Origin of the sequence: Aurantimonas marianensis, assembly GCF_024195285.1 — a bacterium.
Lineage (GTDB): Bacteria > Pseudomonadota > Alphaproteobacteria > Rhizobiales > Rhizobiaceae > Aurantimonas > Aurantimonas marianensis.
In genome coordinates, this window is the sequence record NZ_JALHBS010000032.1 from 1 (window position 1) to 16,087 (window position 16,087).

A 16,087-nucleotide genomic window follows, 5' to 3' on the forward strand; every position below is an offset into this window, starting at 1 on the left:
CCTCGGTCTCCGGGATATCCTCTTCGAACACGGCGGCGACGCCGCCGCTGTACAGCACCCTCGCATCCGGATATCGCCGCGCGAGGGCAAGGGACGCCGTCACCCTGTCGGCGGCCTCGTTGACTTCCGGCACGCCCCGGGTGCGAGCCACTCGGGTGTCGAATGCCCCGCCAAGGACAACGATACCGGCGACCTCGGCCGGCAGATCCGGCCGCGGAAATCGGTTCTCCAGAAACCCCGTCATCGCCAGCCCCGCCGGCGTCAAGCTACTGACCGCCAGTGCAACCGCAGCGAGCGAATACAGCGTCGCTGCGATTCGACGATAGCGCAGCCACCCGGCGAGCAGCCCGAGCGCTCCAAGGAGCAGGATGGCGACCAGCGGCTGCAGGAGAAACCAGCCGAGCTTGGCGAGATAGAAGAACAGGGTGGACCTCCTCGAACGGATGCTGGGGCGGCGCTCTCATATCAGAAGCAGACGAACCGTGTATCCCCGCCGCTCGGTCGAGCGATCACGGCTCCGCGGTGCCGATTTCCGCATGGCCGGCTTTTTCGACGGTGACCGGCGTGCGCATGATGATCTCGCGGTGAGGGAATGGAATGCCGATCCCGTTTGCCTTGAACGCGTCCCAGAGCGCCAGGAGCACTTCGCCTTTGACGTTGGTGAGTCCGGCCTGCGGATCGCGGATCCAGAATCGCAGGACAAAATCGAGCGAGGAGTCGCCGAAGGCGGTCATCCAGCAGACGACGCCCTTGTGATTGACGACCCGTTCGAGCGCGGCGGTCGCCTCCTTGGAAATGCGGATCACCTCATGCGGATCGGAATCGTAGGAAACGCCGAACTCGACATCGATCCGGACCAGATCGTTGGAAAACGACCAGTTGATCACCTGGTTGGTAATGAAGTCCTCGTTGGGGATCAGATATTCGCGCCCGTCCCGCGTCACGACGGATACGAAACGCGCGCGCAATTCTCTGATCCAACCGAAGGTATCGCCTAGCGAGATCGTGTCGCCGGGTTTGATCGATCGATCGGTCAGGATGATGATGCCCGAGATGAAGTTCGAAACCACCTTCTGCAAGCCGAAGCCGAGACCGACGCCGATCGCGCCGGAGAAAACCGTCAGCGCCGTCAAATCGACCCCGGCCGAGGCGAGCGCGACCGCCAGCGCCAGCAGGATCAGGCCGATCTTGAGGAATTTTCCGATCAGCACCCTTAATGTGGGCGTCAGTTCCTCGCTGCGCTGAACCCTGGTATCCAGAAAGTTTCCCGCGGTCGACGCCAGCCAGAGCGTAACGGCAAGGACCACGACGGTCTTGATGACGAGCAGCGCCGAGATGCGCGATTGCCCGACGGTCAGCGCGGTCTGATCGAGCACGTCGGCGACCGGGCCGATGAGATCGAGAATGGAGAGCGCCGCCAGTCCCCAGGCGACGAAGGTGATCACACGAGACAGGAGACGGTTGCGGACGATCCGCGAGGCGACCGCGATGACGAGATAGGCCAGCGCGAGATCGAAGACGATGGCCACGATCTGGGATCGTGGACCGCCAGCGGCCGCATCGAGGAGTTTGACGCCCCATAGAAGCAGGACGAAGTACGCCAATCCCATACGCCGGCGAATGGCGACGACGATACGCAGAAACCTTGGCGCGCCCTTGATCTTGCGCGCTTGGCCTTCGATCGGTCCGCGGGTCAGGCGGTCCAGCAACCAGGCAAGCGCCAGACAGGCGACGACGACGACAATTTGGAGGAGCGACGACGGCTGGTAGAAAAAGCCAAAGAGGTCGCGAGTCCATTCGGCGATGTCCGCGCCGATCCGCCGCAGCGCCTGTTCGTCCATCAGGCGCGGTCCCAGTGCGGGGCGAAGGACGGATCCACGAGCCGTTCCCGGCGATGAGTCAGGGCCGTGATCGCTTCATGCTCGGCTTCTGTCAGCGCGAAATCGAAGATGTCGATGTTCTCCTGGAGCCGATCGGGATTTGACGTCCGTGGAATCGCGCCGACGCCGTCCTGCTCGATCTCCCAGCGCAGGACGATCTGAGCGGGCGTCTTGCCATGCCGCTCGGCCGCGTCGCGGATCACCGAATTGCCCAGAACGTCGCCCCCCTGACCGAGCGGTGAATAGGCAATCATCGCCAGATCATGCCTCCGACAGGCCGACAGCACGGCGTCCTGGCTGAGAAAGGGGTGGTATTCGACCTGATTGCAGACAAGTGGCGCTGCCGACATCGCGGTCGCCTCGTCCAGCATCGCGCTGGTAAAATTCGCCACGCCGATATGCTTGGTCAACGCCTCGCTTATCGTCGCGTTCAACGCGTCGATCGATTCTTCCAGCGCGATTTCATGGTTCGGCCAGTGAATCAGCAACAGGTCGACCGCGCCGATGTTCAAAGCATCGACGGCTTTTCGCGCGGTCGGCACCAGGTCGGCTTCGCCGATGTCGGTCCACCAGACTTTCGTGGTGACGAACAATTCCTCACGATCGATGCCGCTCTTGCGAATCCCCTCGCCCACTTCCTTCTCGTTGCCGTACATGCGGGCCGTGTCGAGATGGCGATAGCCGGTCTCGATCGCCGTCGCCACCATATCGACGCAAGTCTCGCCCTCGAGTGTATAGGTTCCGAATCCGATCGCGGGGATGCGCGCGCCGTTCGCCTCGATGATCTTCATGAATCGCCTTCCCAAGGTAGATGGCCGAACGTGTCTAGCGGCCTCCCCATCAAGATAGGCGGCTCGCAAGGGTGTCCAGCGACGAGGAATCTGCGTGTCTCAGTCCGTCAATCCGACCAGCCGCGGTCGCATCGAAGTCATCGACATCGCGCGCGCCGTCGCGCTCTTCGCCATGGCAATCTATCACTTCGCCTGGGATCTGGAGTTCTTCAATTATGTCGAGCGCGGGCTGACCGGTTCGGGTGGCTGGCGAATCTTCGCGCGCACCATCGCCTCAAGCTTCCTGTTCCTCGTCGGTGTCAGCCTGGTGCTCGCCCATGGCCGAGCGATCCGCTGGCGCCCGTTCCTGGTTCGCCTTGCCCAGGTGGCCGCCGGCGCGGCCGCGATCACGATCGTTACGCTTTTCGTCACCCCGAACAGCTTCGTCTTCTTCGGTATCCTGCAACTGATCGCGGTCGCCAGCGTGCTCGGGCTGCTGTTTATCCGCCTGCCCTGGCTCGTGACCGCGTTCGCCGCGGCGGTGACCCTCGCCCTGCCCTTGCTGATCTCGCACCCGGTCTTCGACCCGAAATGGCTCGCCTGGATCGGCTTCTTCGAGACCCCCCCGTTTTCCAACGACTTCATCCCGATCTTCCCGTTCTTCGGGGCGGTTCTGGCGGGCATCGCGTCAGCGCGCTTCGCCCTCGTCCACGGCGTCTTCGACCGGCTGCGCGGCTGGAACCCGGCGCTCCGCCCGATGTGGCCGTTGGGCGTCCTCGGCCGCCATGCGCTGCTCTTCTATCTGCTGCACCAGCCGATCCTGTTCGGCGTCGTCTTCGTCTTCTCCTTGGCAGCACCGGCGGACAAGCAAGCCGTGTTCCGCGCTGATTGCCAGCGGGCCTGTCTGGCCGAACGCGACGGGGCATTCTGCGAGCGCTATTGCGGCTGCGCGGAACGGGAGTTGCGGGCGGAGGGTCTTTTCGACGCGCTGATGGGGGGCGGCCCGGACGAGACGCAGATGACCCGCATCCGGGAAATCACCAACCAGTGCTCCTTCGAGCAAGCCAAGTAGCGGAGGGCGGTTAAACCCGGCTCAACCCGCGCGGGCGCCCTGCCCCACGCTGAGCTCGGCCATGCGGGTCAGGCAAGCCTCCTCGGCGGCGTCGAGCTCGCGCAGCAATTCGTCGATGTCGCGGCGCTTCTGTTCAAGCTCACGTCGCTTGTCGCCGACACGCCGAATGATCGCCTGCAATTGCGCGGCCTCGCCGGGCGGGCTCTTGTACATGTTCATGATTTCGCGGATGTCGGCGATCGAAAAACCGAGCCGCTTGCCGCGCAGGATGTTCTTGAGCAATTGCCGGTCTGAGTGTCGGAACAGCCGCGTACGGCCACGACGGATGGGCGAGATCAGGCCTTCATCCTCATAGAACCGAATGGTGCGGGTCGAGATGTCGAACTCCCGCGTGAGTTCCGTGATGGTGTAATATTCGCGCATCGCGATCGCTTTTCCGCCTCGTATGACCCGCATTGCTTGAATACAGATTTACGTCAAAGTCAATTGCAACTCTCAACGAATAGCGTAGCCGCTGCCTGGTTGCCGCGTTGGAGACGCCCTCACCCGATACCGAACCACCAGGCGGCAAGCCCGAGAAACGCGAAGAAGCCAACGACGTCGGTGACCGTCGTCACGAACGTGCCGGAGGCGATGGCCGGGTCGGCGCCGAGCCGGTCGAGCACCAGCGGAATCAGGATTCCGGCGAGCGCGGCGGCCAGCATGTTGATCACCATGGCGATCGCGATAACGGAACCGAGCCCACCACTGTCGAACCAAACGGCCGCCACTGCGCCGATGATCACCGCGAAGCTCAAACCGTTGAGCAGTCCGACCAGAGTCTCGCGTCGAATGATCCGCCCGGCATTGTGGAAGTCGATGTCGCGCGCGGCCAAGGCCCGGACGGTGACGGTCATGGTCTGGGTACCGGCGTTGCCGCCCATCGAAGCGACGATCGGCATCAATATGGCAAGTGCCACCATCTGCTCGATCGTCGCGTCGAAGAGCCCGATGACGAGAGAGGCGAGGATCGCCGTCGCGGCGTTGATCAGAAGCCAGGAAAAGCGTGACCGCGCGGCGGTCAGCACCGTATCGGAGATCTCCTCGTCGCCGACGCCGCCGAGGCGCTTGATGTCCTCGTCGGCCTCCTGCTGCATGATATCGATGACATCGTCGATGGCCAGAACACCAACCAGCCGTTCGTTCGAGTCCACGACGGCGGCGGAGGGAAGATCGTACTGCTCGATGACCTGCGCCGCCTCCTCCTGGTCCATCTCGGCCGGGATCGCGTGGCGCGTCTCGTGCATGATGTCTTCGATCTTCTCCGGCCGCTTGGCGCGCAGGATGCGGTCGAGGTCGACGGCGCCCTGCAGCTTGAAGCTCGGATCGATGACGAAGATCTGCGCGAAGGATTCGGGAAGGTCGTCCTCCTCGCGCATGTAGTCGATGGTCTGGCCGACGGTCCAGAAGGGCGGCACCGCAACGAACTCGGTCTGCATGCGCCGACCGGCCGACTCCTCCGGATATTCGAGCGAGCGCCGCAGCCGGATACGTTCGCGAAACGGCAGGCGCTCGAGGATCTCCTTGCGGTCTTCCTCGTCGAGGTCCTCCAGAATGTAGACGGCGTCGTCGGATTCGAGCTCGCGGACCGCCGCCGCGATCTGCTCGTTCGGCATCGCGTCGACGATCGACAGGCGGATCGCCTCGTCGACCTCGGTGAGCGCCGTATAGTCGAACGCGTCGCCCATGAGTCGGACGAGCGCCTGGCGGTTGTCGTTGTCCAGCGCTTCGAGAAGATCGCCGAGCTCGGATTCGTGAAGCGGGCTGATTTCCTCCCGCAGCATCTCGGAATCGCCCGCCGCGATCGCTGTCTCGACGCGCTCGCGAAACTCGCGGGCAACGAAGCCGTCCTCGTCGTATAATTCCGACTTGACCTCCACTTCGGATACATCTTCGTCGAGCCGCGTATCAGCCATGCACACTCCCTCTGCAGCGGAAAAACTCGCATCCGCCGAAAAGCGGGACCGTCACCTGAGCCTTTAGATCATATCCGACCCCTTCGGAAGCGGTGGTATTTCAGCGCTCGGCCATATCTTCATCTGGCAGGGAAAACGGGGGTAAACCCTCGACCCATGCAGGTCACGCGTTCGACGGGTCCGCCCACGCGGTCGTGTAGCAGTGCCGTCATCGACGATCCCTCGGATCGGCGGGGCGGCTTCGATTCGCTAAGCAACCGTGATCGCGGCTACCGGGCGGCTTGCCTGTCGCCCCTCGCGCCGCCGTGCATCGCGATGATGCGGTCGGCGTCGCGACCGTAAACTTCCTCATAGTGGTCGAACGTGCTTTCGAACCATCCCATGCCCTGGGTCGCCGAGCGCAGCGCCTGCCCCAGTTCTTCGAGGGCGCCAGCGGGAAGACGCGCACGGAGCAGGTCCCAGCCGCGCGCATTCGGATTCGGTTCGAAGCCCAACACGCGGCCCTTCAGCGACGAGATCATCGCGACGAGCGCACCGGTATACGGGGCGGGCGCGTGGATCGCGACCTCATGGATCGGCTGCAGCAGCATTGGCGCCCCCTCCGCCAGGGCCTCCGCGACCGCCGCCCGGCCCGCCGCGCGAAAGGCGAAATCCGAGCTGTCGACAGCGTGGTATTGACCATCGGTCAGCGTCACTTCGATGTCGACCACGGGAAAGCCGAGCGGGCCCGACACGAGAGCGTCCCGCGCTCCGGCTTCGACCGCCGGGATATAGTTTCGCGGCACGGCGCCGCCCTTCACTGTCTCCTCGAAGCTGAAGCCGCCGCCCCGCCGATTTGGCCGCACCGTCAATTTGACGTCGGCAAACTGCCCTGCCCCCCCGGTCTGTTTGCGATGACGATGGTGGATGGTGGCCGGCCGGCTGATCGTTTCGCGCCAGACGCCGTCGGGCGCGTGGTCCGACGCCGTCACGCCGAACTCCTGCGCCAGCATGTTGAGCACACGACGAAGGTGCATCGGCCCTTGGAGATGCACGACAAGCGCGCCCGTCGCCCCCTCTTGGCTGACCGTTAAGCCCGGGTCGTCTTCCGCGATCCGGGAAAGCGCCAGGGAAAGCTTCGCCTGATCGCGATCGTTCTGCGGTGCCAAGCTGCGGACGAACATCGGCTCGGTCGAACGGGCCCAGGCGGGCGGTTCGCCGCTCCGGTCGGCAAAGAGCAGCCGTGTAGCGGCGAGATGATCCGACTTGAGCGCCAAGGCGATACCGCCTGCCGGCAGCGGCGACGGCGCCGGTTTGCCCGTGCCCACCTCCATGAGCGCCCCCAGATTTCCCCCGGCGAGCGAGGCACCGGCGCTGACGCCGTCGGCAATCGCCCGGATAAGCTTCTCCTTGCCGAGATGCTTTCGGTACTGGGCGTGAAACGTGACCGCCATCGGGGCTGCCTCGCCCGCCTCCGATCCGCCGGCCAGTCGCTGGCGGAGCGCATCGACCGCCGGTGCCTCATGACGCAACATCTTCATCAACCGGACGACGCCGGCGCCGTGCAGGGCGGAGCCGATCAGCGCCGGGATCGCCCTGTTCTCGGCGAGAGCACGGCGGCAAATGGCGTAGAGCGCGGCGGACGCCGGCTCCCGTTCCTCGACGATCTCCTCAAGCAGCCAATCGTCGAACTCGGAAAGATGTTCCAGCAGTTCCGCTCGTGCCTCGTGCTCCCGCGGCGCCGCGCTCTCGGGACCCTCGACCAGAGCGGACGGTCCCCCCTCCCGGTACTGCCAAGCGCGTTCGGAAACCAGATCGACCGCACCGACGACGTGCTCGCCCTCGCGGATCGGGATCTGGCGAAGCACGATCGGATGGCTGCAATAGTCCTGCAGCCCGGCAACGACGTCACGCAGGCGGGCGCGGGCTTCATCGATCCGGTTGACGAAGACGACACTGGGCGTGCCCGATGCCTCGACCACTTGGAAGAACGGCGCCGCAAGCACTGCGACCTCGGGATCGGGCGGTACGACGATCACGGCCGCATCGCTGGCGAGCAAGGCCGGGCGCACCTGCGGCAGAGCCTCGATGTCACCCCGACAGTCGATCGCGCACCATGGCTCGTCCATGAACTCGAAGCTGACGATGCCGAGACCATCACGGGCTTCGAGACGCTCGCCCGAGGCTTTCGATCCCGCGAGTCGATTGACCAGCGTGGTTTTTCCTGCACCTGCCGGGCCAAGAACCGTGAAGCACCGCATGATCGGCTCCTTACGCTTCGCACTCGCGGCATCGGCTGCCCCGCGCATTGGGGCAATCGCGGCGAGTTGCTGGCAGAATGTCGCAAAACGGAGCCGCCGTCGATCTCATCGACAAAAACACCCGCCCAGGAACTTCTTTCCCAGACCTCGCGTCGATGAGAGATTACGACCGCTGAACCGGTGGGATCTCCGCGCCGAGCCAGGGAGTCATGCCATGGAAAACGCCGACACCTTCAATCTCGAGCGCTTCGTAAAGGCTCAGGCGCCGGTCTTCGATGCGGTCGTGGATGAGCTGGGGGCTGGACAAAAGCGCGGCCACTGGATGTGGTTCGTCTTTCCGCAGCTGCGCGGCCTGGGGCGTTCGTCGATGGCCGAATTCTTTGGCATCAGCACACTCGACGAGGCGCGGGCCTATCTGGCCCATCCGCTCCTCGGACCGCGGCTGGTCCTTTGTACGCAAAAGGTGCTGGCGGTGCGGGACAGATCTATCCGCGATATCTTCGGTTCACCGGACGACATGAAGTTCTGCTCGTCCATGACCTTGTTCGCAAAGGCGGCGGCGCCGGAGGAAAACCCATTCGCTCAGGCGATCGAACGCCGATGCGACGGCCGGATGGATGCCATGACGCTGACGCGCCTTGATGCAGCCGCGGAACCATAGGGCGGGATGGAAACCGTCCTCGGCTTCGGGCGTACCGCGAACGAATTTCCGCTGTCCCGCGCCACCGGCATCATGCCAAGGTCTTTGCCTTGCGAAAGGAGACCAGCCTGCCGCTATTTTCGTCCCAAAGAACGAGCGGCACGCTGCGAAGGCTGTCCCTCAAAGTGATCCGGCCGATATTCCCCAGTTCCGGATGATCTCTCAGGATCTCCGGAAGCCGGTAATAGGGTACGCGGCTGGCGAGATGATGCACATGGTGGATGCCGATGTTGCCGGTGAACCACCGCAGCACGCCCGGCAAATCATAATGCGACGATCCGTGCAGGGCAGCCTCCTGGAACTCCCAGTCGGAACCCTGCGACCAGTGCGTCTCCTCGAATTGATGCTGCACGTAGAACAGCCAGACGCCGATCGAGGCCGCCAGGATCACGATCGGCAGATGGACGAAGAAGAACGGCCCGACGCCGCCCAGCCAGATCAAGCCCGTCGCCAATAACACGACGCTCAGATTGGTCGCCATCGTCGAGATCCAAGGCTCTGCGCCAGCGCGCATCATCCCGACTGGCAGGCGTTGCTCGAACAGGAACAGCCAGATCGGGCCGACGCCGAACATCACGATCGGGTGGCGGTAAAGCCGATAACGCAGCCGGCCCCAACGCGACAGGGCCTTATATTCGGTAACCGTCAGCGTCATGATGTCGCCGACGCCGCGCTCGTCGAGATTACCGGTCGACGCGTGGTGCTTGGCGTGCATGCGCCGCCAGTAGTCGTAAGGCGTCAGGGTCAGGACGCCCAGCGCCCGACCGGTCCAATTGTCGAAATGGCGGTTCGCGAAAAACGAGCCGTGGCCGCAGTCATGCTGGATGATGAACAGCCGGAGCAGAAAACCAGCCGCCGGAATGATCAAGATCAGTCCCCACCAGATCCCATAGGACACGGCGGCCCACGCCAGCGCCCACAGCGCGGCAAACGGTATCAGCGTGATCGCAAGCTCGATCGCGCTGCGGGTTCTTCGCGGACTGCGGTAGTTGGACAGGACTTTCGGCCAGACGGGCGCGCGAGCACCCGTCGTGGACGCGGGATTATCGGTTTTCATCGACTGCTAGGTTCCCGGTTCCCGGCGCGCCCAGACGACGGCGTACCGGAGATGGTGCTTTTAATGATGGCGCGAATTCTCGCTCATGATTCATGGCTTATCTATGCTGTAGCATTGAAAAACTCTCATTGCAGTCGTTTTCGGCGCGCCGGCCCCGCGACGCATTCAACGGTGTGGGTTCGCGCCGAGCCGCTGCCGCCCTTGGTGGCCAGTCCTTCCCGTCGCTTTCAGCGCTCGCGCAACTGCTGGCGCTCGCGATAATTTGCTCGAAATGATCGCCATTGTTGATCCTGTCGAGACAGGTCGTGGCTATCGACGAGCGCCGCGGGGGGCTCCGCCGTCCGGTGCCTCGGCCCCGGCATGGCCGCCAATCAATCGAACGCCTCGGCGACGTCGATCAGGCGAAAGCGCACATCCTCGCGGCCCCGGAATCGATCGAGCGACAGGGTGCCGGCCGCATGGATCGGGCGATCCCGCGTCGCCAGCAACCGCTGCCCGACATCGGTTTCGGCAGCCTTGAAGGCGATGGCCTGAACGCTGGCTCCATCCGCGCCCCGCAGCGTCGCTCGGACATGGCCCTTGCCGACGATCGAGGACGACGCGATCCGGTGCCGGGCGAGCGCGAAGATCGGCGCGGCGTGTCCCGATCCATAGGGCCCGGCCCGTTCGATGGTGGCGTGGAGAGCAGGGGTCAGCCCCGCGGCGCTGACGGCCCCGTCGATCTTCATGGATTCCCCCTCTCGCAAGGCCCCCACCGCTGCCGCCGCGCCGGCCTCGAGAAACGCGCGAAAATCGCCGAGCCGGTCCTTGTGGACGGTGATACCGGCGGCCATCGCATGCCCGCCGCCTTTCTCGATCAGCCCAGCCGAAACCGCCTCGCGCACCAACCGGCCGAGATCGAAGCCGCCGATCGAGCGGCCCGATCCGGTTCCCCGTCCCGAACCGTCAAAGGCGATGGCGAAAGCCGGTCGGCGATGGCGCTCCTTCAGTCGCGCGGCGAGCAACCCAACGATTCCCGGGTGCCATTCCCGCGATCCAGCGACCAGGATCGACGGCCCCTCCCCGCTACCAATTTCCGCCATGACCTCGGCGTCGGCCTGTTCGAGCATGACGTGCTCCATTGCCTGCCGCTCTTCGTTCAACACGCTCAGATGGGCAGCGACATCTTCCGCCTCCCTGGCATCGTCGAGGCAAAGCAGGCGGCTACCGAGCGAGGCATCACCGATCCGCCCCCCGGCATTGATCCGGGGGCCCAGAAGAAAGCCGAGATGGTGGCATTCGATCGGCCCCGACAGGCGGGCGACCCGCGCCAACGCGGCGAGACCGTGATTGCGCTGGCCGTGCATAACCCGCAATCCCTGCACGACGAACGCGCGGTTGAGGCCGGCCAGCGGCACCACGTCGCAGACGGTGGCGAGCGCCACGAGGTCGAGCAGGCCGAAAATGTCCGGCAGACTCGCCTGCGAGTGCCCGCGGCGGCGCAATTCCCGCGAAACCGCCACCAGCGTCATGAATACCACGCCCGCGGCGGCAAGATGTCCGAGCCCCGACAGATCGTCCTGACGATTGGGATTGACCAGCACGGCGTCGGGAAGCTCGGGGCCGGTCTGATGGTGGTCGAGGACGACCACGTCGACGCCGGCCTGCCTGGCGGCGGTTATTGCCTCGAAGCTGCCGGTCCCGCAGTCGACGGTGACGATCAGCGTCGCACCGGCTGCCGCCAGTTCCCGCATCGCGGTCGGATTCGGGCCGTAGCCCTCGGTTATCCGGTCGGGAATGCGGATCGCCGCGTCGATACCGAAATGGCTCAGATAGCGCCACAAGAGCGCCGACGAGGCGGCGCCGTCGACGTCGTAATCGCCGAAGATCGCGACCGTTTCCTGTCCCTCCACGGCATCTGCGAGACGCGATGCGGCGGCCTCCATGTCGGTCAGGGTCGACGGATCAGGCATGAGGTCGCGGATACGCGGATCGAGAAAGGCGATGGCCTCCGCCTCGGCAACGCCGCGCGCCGCAAGGACGCGGCAGACGATATCGGGCAGTCCCAGCGTCTGGGCCATCTTCAGGGCTGAAGCCTCGGCACGCTCATCGAGGGCGTTCAGCCAACGGCGACCACCGATCGAGCGGTCAACGGCAAGGAAGGTGCGGGCGGGTGTGGCCATGGAGCTTGTTCTGGCGAAGCGGGTCCGAACGTGCAACCCGCCCCGAAGCCTTTGCTCAAAGGCCGAACTTTGCTCGACCGTAATGTTGTGCCCGCCCCTCGCGAACGGTGCGCGAGCGCGAGCGCATCACCAATGAGTGCGTCGTGATCCGGTCGCGGTAGAAGCGAACACCGTGGAGAAGGTTGCCGTCGGTGACCCCGGTCGCCGCGAAGATGACGTCGCCGGCGGCCATTTCCTCGGCGCTGTAGACCCGGTACGGATCGGCGATGCCCATCTTCTCGGCCCGCGCGCGTTTCTCGTTCGTGTTGAGCTGCAGCCGCCCCTGCATCTGGCCGCCGGTGCAACGAAGGGCCGCCGCCGCCAGCACGCCCTCCGGCGCGCCGCCGATGCCCATATAGATGTCGATGCCGGTTTCCTCCGGATCCGTCGTATGGATCACGCCGGCCACGTCGCCGTCGCCGATCAACCGGATCGCCGCCCCCACCCCGCGCACCGCTTCGATCAGCGCCGCATGCCGCGGTCGATCGAGGATGCAGGCTGTGATTTCGGAAACCGCCACGCCCTTGGCCTTCGCCAGCGCGCGCAGATTTTCCTCCGGGGAACGCGACAGATCAACGATGCCGTCTTCGTAACCCGGACCGATGGCGATCTTTTCCATGTAGACGTCTGGCGCGTTCAAGAGGCTGCCGCGAACCGCCATCGCGATCACCGCGAGCGAGTTCGGCAGATTCTTGGCGCATACCGTCGTGCCTTCGAGCGGGTCGAGCGCGATATCGACCTCCGGCCCATTCTTGGTGCCTACCTCCTCGCCGATGAAGAGCATCGGTGCCTCGTCGCGTTCGCCTTCACCGATGACGATGCGACCATCAATGGCGAGCGTATTGAGTTCGCTGCGCATGGCGTCGACCGCGGCCTGATCGGCGGCCTTCTCGTCTCCGCGTCCGCGCAGATTCGCCGCGGCGACGGCCGCCATCTCGGTCACACGGGCGATTTCGAGAGTGAGAACCCGATCCAGCGTTTCGCCGCCGCTGCTGCCGTCGGTCATGTCCGCTCCCTTCATGGCCAACCCCACCCGATTCGATCCCGCGTCGGATTACAAGCCTGATATGCGCGGCGACGATGAAAACGCAATGTCGCTCTGCTTGGCGCGGGGCCCGCCTTCGCGGCGATCCGCCGCCCTCGTCAGTCCAGAGCCTCGATGCGGATCATCTTCGGCTCGTTCTTGAGATGCCCGTCCTTGGAGACGAGTTCCAGCGCCTTGCGCACCGCTGCTTCGGTGGTCTCGTGAGTGACCAGGATGACCGGCGCCGTCGTTGCGTCGGCGGCGTGCTCGCGCCGCCGCTGGACGATCGATTCCAGCGAGATTTCGTTCTCGGCCATGCGACGGGCGATCGAGGCGAAGGCGCCGACCCGGTCATAGACCGACAGTCGGATGTAATAACCGCCCTCATGGGCCCGCATTCGCGCGCGCCTGTAGGGAACCAGCTTTGCCGGCGGCAGGCCGAGTGTCGGTGGCAAAACGCCACCGGCGACATCCATGATATCGGAAAGCACCGCCGAGGCTGTGGCATCGCCGCCGGCCCCGGGGCCTGCAAGCAGGATCGACCCCAGGAGGTCGCTGTCGACGGCGACGGCGTTGGTCACGCCGTCCACCTGCGCAAGCGCCGAATGCGCCGGGATCATGGTTGGATGAACCCGCTGCTCGATCCCCGTCTCGGTCAGTTGCGCCACCGCCAGAAGCTTGATGCGGTAACCCAGTTCCGCCGCCGCTTCGATATCCTCATTCGTGACCGACGAGATGCCTTCGATGAAGACGCTGTCGAGATCGATCTCGCAACCGAAGGCCAGCGAGGTGAGGATCGCCAGCTTGTGGGCGGCATCGAATCCGCCAATGTCGAAGGTCGGGTCGGCCTCGGCGTAGCCGAGCCGCTGGGCATCCTTCAGGCAATCGTCGAACGCGATGCCCTCGTCTTCCATGCGGGTCAGCATGTAGTTGCAGGTGCCATTGAGGATTCCGTAGACGCGTGTGACATCGTTGCCCGACAGCGCCTCGCGCATCGTCTTGATGATCGGGATGCCGCCCGCGACGGCCGCCTCGAACAGGATCTCGGTCTCGCTTCGCGCCGCCAGCGTGGCGAGCGCCACACCGTGATGGGCGAGCAAGGCCTTGTTGGCGGTGACCACCGGCAAGCCTCGCCCGAGCGCCGCCTTCACCGCGTCCAGGGCGGGGCCCGTCTCGCCGCCGATCAACTCGACGAAAACGTCGATGTCGCCGTCTCTCGCCAGCGCGACAGGATCATCGAACCAGGCGAGTTGCGATGTATCGAAACCGCGATCCCTGGATCGATCGCGTGCCGAGACGCCGGCCAGTTCGATCGGCCGACCGACTCGATTGGTCAAGGTCTCCGACTTGGTCTCGATGAGCCGCGCGAGGCTCGCACCGACCGTTCCTAGCCCGGCAAGGCCGAGCCGCAATGGGCTTTTCATGAGCACCTTGTGACTGTTCGCGTCATTCCGGCGCCAGCCGTCAGGACTTGGCGCCGAGGGAAACGACCTTCTGCCCGGCTTCGTCGTCGCTGGCAAGGAAACGGCGTATGTTGCGCGCCGCCTGCCGGATGCGGTGCTCGTTTTCCACCAATGCGATGCGCACATGCTCGTCGCCGTGTTCGCCGAAGCCGATGCCTGGCGCCACCGCAACATCGGCCTTCTCGATCAAGAGCTTGGAGAATTCGAGCGAGCCAAGATGGCGATAGGCGTCCGGCAAAGGCGCCCAGGCAAACATCGTCGAAGACGGCGCGGGAACCGGCCAGCCGGCCCTGGTAAACGATTCGACGAGCACATCGCGGCGCCGGTGATAGATCTCGCGCACCTCCCGGGTGGCTTCCTCGCCTGCGTTCAATGCCGCCGTCGCGGCCACCTGGATCGGAGTAAAGGCGCCGTAGTCGAGATAGGATTTGACCCGGGCCAGCGCGGCCAGCAAACGCTCGTTGCCCACGGCAAAGCCCATCCGCCATCCCGGCATCGAAAAGGTCTTCGACATCGAGGTGAATTCGACCGCGACGTCGATCGCCCCCTCCACCTGGAGAATGGACGGCGGCGGCGGGCCATCGAAATAGATCTCGGCATAGGCGAGATCGGACAGGACGATGATCTCGTGCTTGCGGGCGAAGGCGACGACCTCGCGGTAGAAGTCGAGATCGGCCTGGAAGGCGGTGGGATTGGCCGGATAATTCAGGATGATCGCGATCGGTTTCGGGATCGAATGACGGACCGCGCGGTCGATGGCGACCATGAAGTCGGCATCCGGCTTGGCCGGAATCGCCCGAATTGTTCCGCCCGACATGATGAAGCCGAAGGCATGGATCGGATAGGTCGGGTTCGGGCACAACACGACATCACCCGGCGCGGTAATGGCCTGCGCCATGTTGGCGAAGCCCTCCTTGGATCCCAATGTCGCAACCACTTGGGTATTCGGATCGAGCTTCACGCCGAAACGGCGGGCGTAATAGTTCGCCTGCGCCTTGCGCAGGCCACCGATTCCCTTGGATGCCGAATAGCGGTGGGTGCGCGGATCGCGAATGGCCTCGCACAGCTTGTCAACGATGAATTTCGGCGTCGCGAGGTCAGGATTGCCCATGCCGAGATCGACGATGTCGGCGCCGTTGGCACGCGCCGCCGCCTTGAGCCGATTGACCTCCTCGAACACGTAGGGCGGCAGTCGGCGAACTTTGTGAAATTCTTCCATCGTCGTGGTTCCGCGGCGTGGCGCTGTTTGCGGGAAAGGAGAGGCGAACGGCGCGGAGCTACTGCCCCGCCTCGATCTGCCGCAGCACTTCTTCTGGGCTCAGTGTCGTCCGAGCGGTCGGCGTTGGTTCGGCGGCGAGCGCCGCATCGACGTCCGCCGCCTGCTTACGTCGAACGCCTTCCAGCCGGGCGATTTCGGCGGGATAACTGCTCGAGATCGTGGCGGACGCGCGCTGGCTGGCTTGCGCATTAAGACGCGCTTGCTGCGCCCGAACCTCCGCGTCGGTCAGTTGCGGTGCCGCCCTGTCAGGATAGGCGCCGAGCAGCGGAAAGCCGTCCTTGTCGACCTGCTGCGAGGATGCGACCGGCGCCGCCGCCGCGGAGCGCAAGGCGGCCAGCGATGGATCCTCCTCGTCGGGGAAGATCGACTGGCATGCGGTGGCCGGCAAAAGCATCGCAATGACCGCAAGCGGCCGAAGAACTGAGAGCATCATCATCGCAGGTTGG

General features: G+C 64.7%; 13 protein-coding genes and 1 pseudogene. 2 read left to right on the plus strand and 12 right to left on the minus strand.

Annotation, left to right across the window (positions count from 1 at the left end; all coding sequences use genetic code 11):
* The 3 genes and pseudogenes from MJ956_RS05610 to MJ956_RS05620 all read right to left on the minus strand — a co-directional run.
* Positions 1 to 244: pseudogene (locus MJ956_RS05610) on the minus strand (YdcF family protein); the annotation flags it as partial.
* Between the two features lie 265 nt (positions 245 to 509).
* Positions 510 to 1,841 (minus strand): mechanosensitive ion channel family protein, encoded by a 1,332-nt coding sequence (locus MJ956_RS05615; protein WP_253963495.1) that lies wholly within the window; start codon positions 1,839 to 1,841, stop codon positions 510 to 512.
* Positions 1,841 to 2,671 (minus strand): aldo/keto reductase, encoded by an 831-nt coding sequence (locus MJ956_RS05620; RefSeq protein WP_253963496.1) that lies wholly within the window; start codon positions 2,669 to 2,671, stop codon positions 1,841 to 1,843. Before MJ956_RS05620 ends, MJ956_RS05615 begins: the two co-directional genes overlap by 1 nt.
* An 88-nt stretch (positions 2,672 to 2,759) precedes the next feature.
* On the opposite strand from MJ956_RS05620, the gene MJ956_RS05625 reads away from it, so the two are divergent.
* Positions 2,760 to 3,722 carry a heparan-alpha-glucosaminide N-acetyltransferase gene (locus tag MJ956_RS05625; protein ID WP_423724807.1) on the plus strand — a complete coding sequence of 321 codons (963 nt, stop codon included), beginning with the start codon at positions 2,760 to 2,762 and terminating at the stop codon, positions 3,720 to 3,722.
* Between the two features lie 21 nt (positions 3,723 to 3,743).
* Here the strand turns inward: MJ956_RS05625 and MJ956_RS05630 are convergent, their stop codons facing one another.
* The 3 genes from MJ956_RS05630 to MJ956_RS05640 form a co-directional block, all read right to left on the minus strand.
* Positions 3,744 to 4,145: a MerR family transcriptional regulator gene (locus MJ956_RS05630; protein ID WP_253963498.1), complete on the minus strand. Its 402-nt coding sequence runs from the start codon at positions 4,143 to 4,145 to the stop codon at positions 3,744 to 3,746.
* Between the two features lie 119 nt (positions 4,146 to 4,264).
* Complete coding sequence (gene mgtE, locus MJ956_RS05635; RefSeq protein WP_253963499.1) at positions 4,265 to 5,677, minus strand: magnesium transporter; 1,413 nt, start codon at positions 5,675 to 5,677, stop codon at positions 4,265 to 4,267.
* A 269-nt stretch (positions 5,678 to 5,946) separates the two neighbouring features.
* On the minus strand, positions 5,947 to 7,917 hold the full coding sequence (locus MJ956_RS05640; RefSeq protein WP_253963500.1) for an elongation factor G: 1,971 nt from the start codon (positions 7,915 to 7,917) through the stop codon (positions 5,947 to 5,949).
* Between MJ956_RS05640 and MJ956_RS05645 the strand changes: the two genes are divergently transcribed.
* Positions 7,904 to 8,578 (plus strand): DUF1810 domain-containing protein, encoded by a 675-nt coding sequence (locus MJ956_RS05645; protein WP_341482697.1) that lies wholly within the window; start codon positions 7,904 to 7,906, stop codon positions 8,576 to 8,578. The two genes, MJ956_RS05640 and MJ956_RS05645, sit on opposite strands and share 14 nt — an antisense overlap.
* Positions 8,579 to 8,648: 70 nt before the next feature.
* Here MJ956_RS05645 and MJ956_RS05650 read toward each other — a convergent pair whose 3' ends face one another.
* The 6 genes from MJ956_RS05650 to MJ956_RS05675 form a co-directional block, all read right to left on the minus strand.
* Complete coding sequence (locus MJ956_RS05650; protein ID WP_253963501.1) at positions 8,649 to 9,674, minus strand: fatty acid desaturase; 1,026 nt, start codon at positions 9,672 to 9,674, stop codon at positions 8,649 to 8,651.
* 371 nt (positions 9,675 to 10,045) lie between these two features.
* On the minus strand, positions 10,046 to 11,836 hold the full coding sequence (recJ, locus tag MJ956_RS05655) for a single-stranded-DNA-specific exonuclease RecJ (RefSeq protein WP_253963502.1): 1,791 nt from the start codon (positions 11,834 to 11,836) through the stop codon (positions 10,046 to 10,048).
* A 55-nt stretch (positions 11,837 to 11,891) separates the two neighbouring features.
* Positions 11,892 to 12,881 carry a class II fructose-bisphosphatase gene (gene glpX, locus MJ956_RS05660; RefSeq protein WP_253963503.1) on the minus strand — a complete coding sequence of 330 codons (990 nt, stop codon included), beginning with the start codon at positions 12,879 to 12,881 and terminating at the stop codon, positions 11,892 to 11,894.
* 137 nt (positions 12,882 to 13,018) lie between these two features.
* Positions 13,019 to 14,323, minus strand: a complete 1,305-nt coding sequence (locus MJ956_RS05665) for a homoserine dehydrogenase (RefSeq protein ID WP_253963504.1) — start codon at positions 14,321 to 14,323, stop codon at positions 13,019 to 13,021.
* A gap of 40 nt (positions 14,324 to 14,363) precedes the next feature.
* Positions 14,364 to 15,581 carry an LL-diaminopimelate aminotransferase gene (locus MJ956_RS05670; RefSeq protein ID WP_253963505.1) on the minus strand — a complete coding sequence of 406 codons (1,218 nt, stop codon included), beginning with the start codon at positions 15,579 to 15,581 and terminating at the stop codon, positions 14,364 to 14,366.
* Positions 15,582 to 15,639: 58 nt separating this feature from the next.
* The gene (locus MJ956_RS05675; RefSeq protein WP_253963506.1) at positions 15,640 to 16,071 is read right to left on the minus strand and encodes a hypothetical protein; all 432 of its coding nucleotides are present in this window, start codon (positions 16,069 to 16,071) and stop codon (positions 15,640 to 15,642) included.
* Positions 16,072 to 16,087 lie beyond the last annotated feature (16 nt).

What these genes read in the sequence shown, in the direction of transcription:
- MJ956_RS05665 (WP_253963504.1), bottom strand. Translation starts at nt 14,323, where the DNA reads ATGAAAAGCCCATTGCGGCTCGGCCTTGCCGGGCTAGGAACGGTCGGT.
- MJ956_RS05670 (WP_253963505.1), bottom strand. Translation starts at nt 15,581, where the DNA reads ATGGAAGAATTTCACAAAGTTCGCCGACTGCCGCCCTACGTGTTCGAG.
- MJ956_RS05650 (WP_253963501.1), bottom strand. Translation starts at nt 9,674, where the DNA reads ATGAAAACCGATAATCCCGCGTCCACGACGGGTGCTCGCGCGCCCGTC.
- MJ956_RS05630 (WP_253963498.1), bottom strand. Translation starts at nt 4,145, where the DNA reads ATGCGCGAATATTACACCATCACGGAACTCACGCGGGAGTTCGACATC.
- MJ956_RS05640 (WP_253963500.1), bottom strand. Translation starts at nt 7,917, where the DNA reads ATGCGGTGCTTCACGGTTCTTGGCCCGGCAGGTGCAGGAAAAACCACG.
- MJ956_RS05615 (WP_253963495.1), bottom strand. Translation starts at nt 1,841, where the DNA reads ATGGACGAACAGGCGCTGCGGCGGATCGGCGCGGACATCGCCGAATGG.
- MJ956_RS05620 (WP_253963496.1), bottom strand. Translation starts at nt 2,671, where the DNA reads ATGAAGATCATCGAGGCGAACGGCGCGCGCATCCCCGCGATCGGATTC.
- mgtE (WP_253963499.1), bottom strand. Translation starts at nt 5,677, where the DNA reads ATGGCTGATACGCGGCTCGACGAAGATGTATCCGAAGTGGAGGTCAAG.
- glpX (WP_253963503.1), bottom strand. Translation starts at nt 12,881, where the DNA reads ATGACCGACGGCAGCAGCGGCGGCGAAACGCTGGATCGGGTTCTCACT.
- recJ (WP_253963502.1), bottom strand. Translation starts at nt 11,836, where the DNA reads ATGGCCACACCCGCCCGCACCTTCCTTGCCGTTGACCGCTCGATCGGT.
- MJ956_RS05675 (WP_253963506.1), bottom strand. Translation starts at nt 16,071, where the DNA reads ATGCTCTCAGTTCTTCGGCCGCTTGCGGTCATTGCGATGCTTTTGCCG.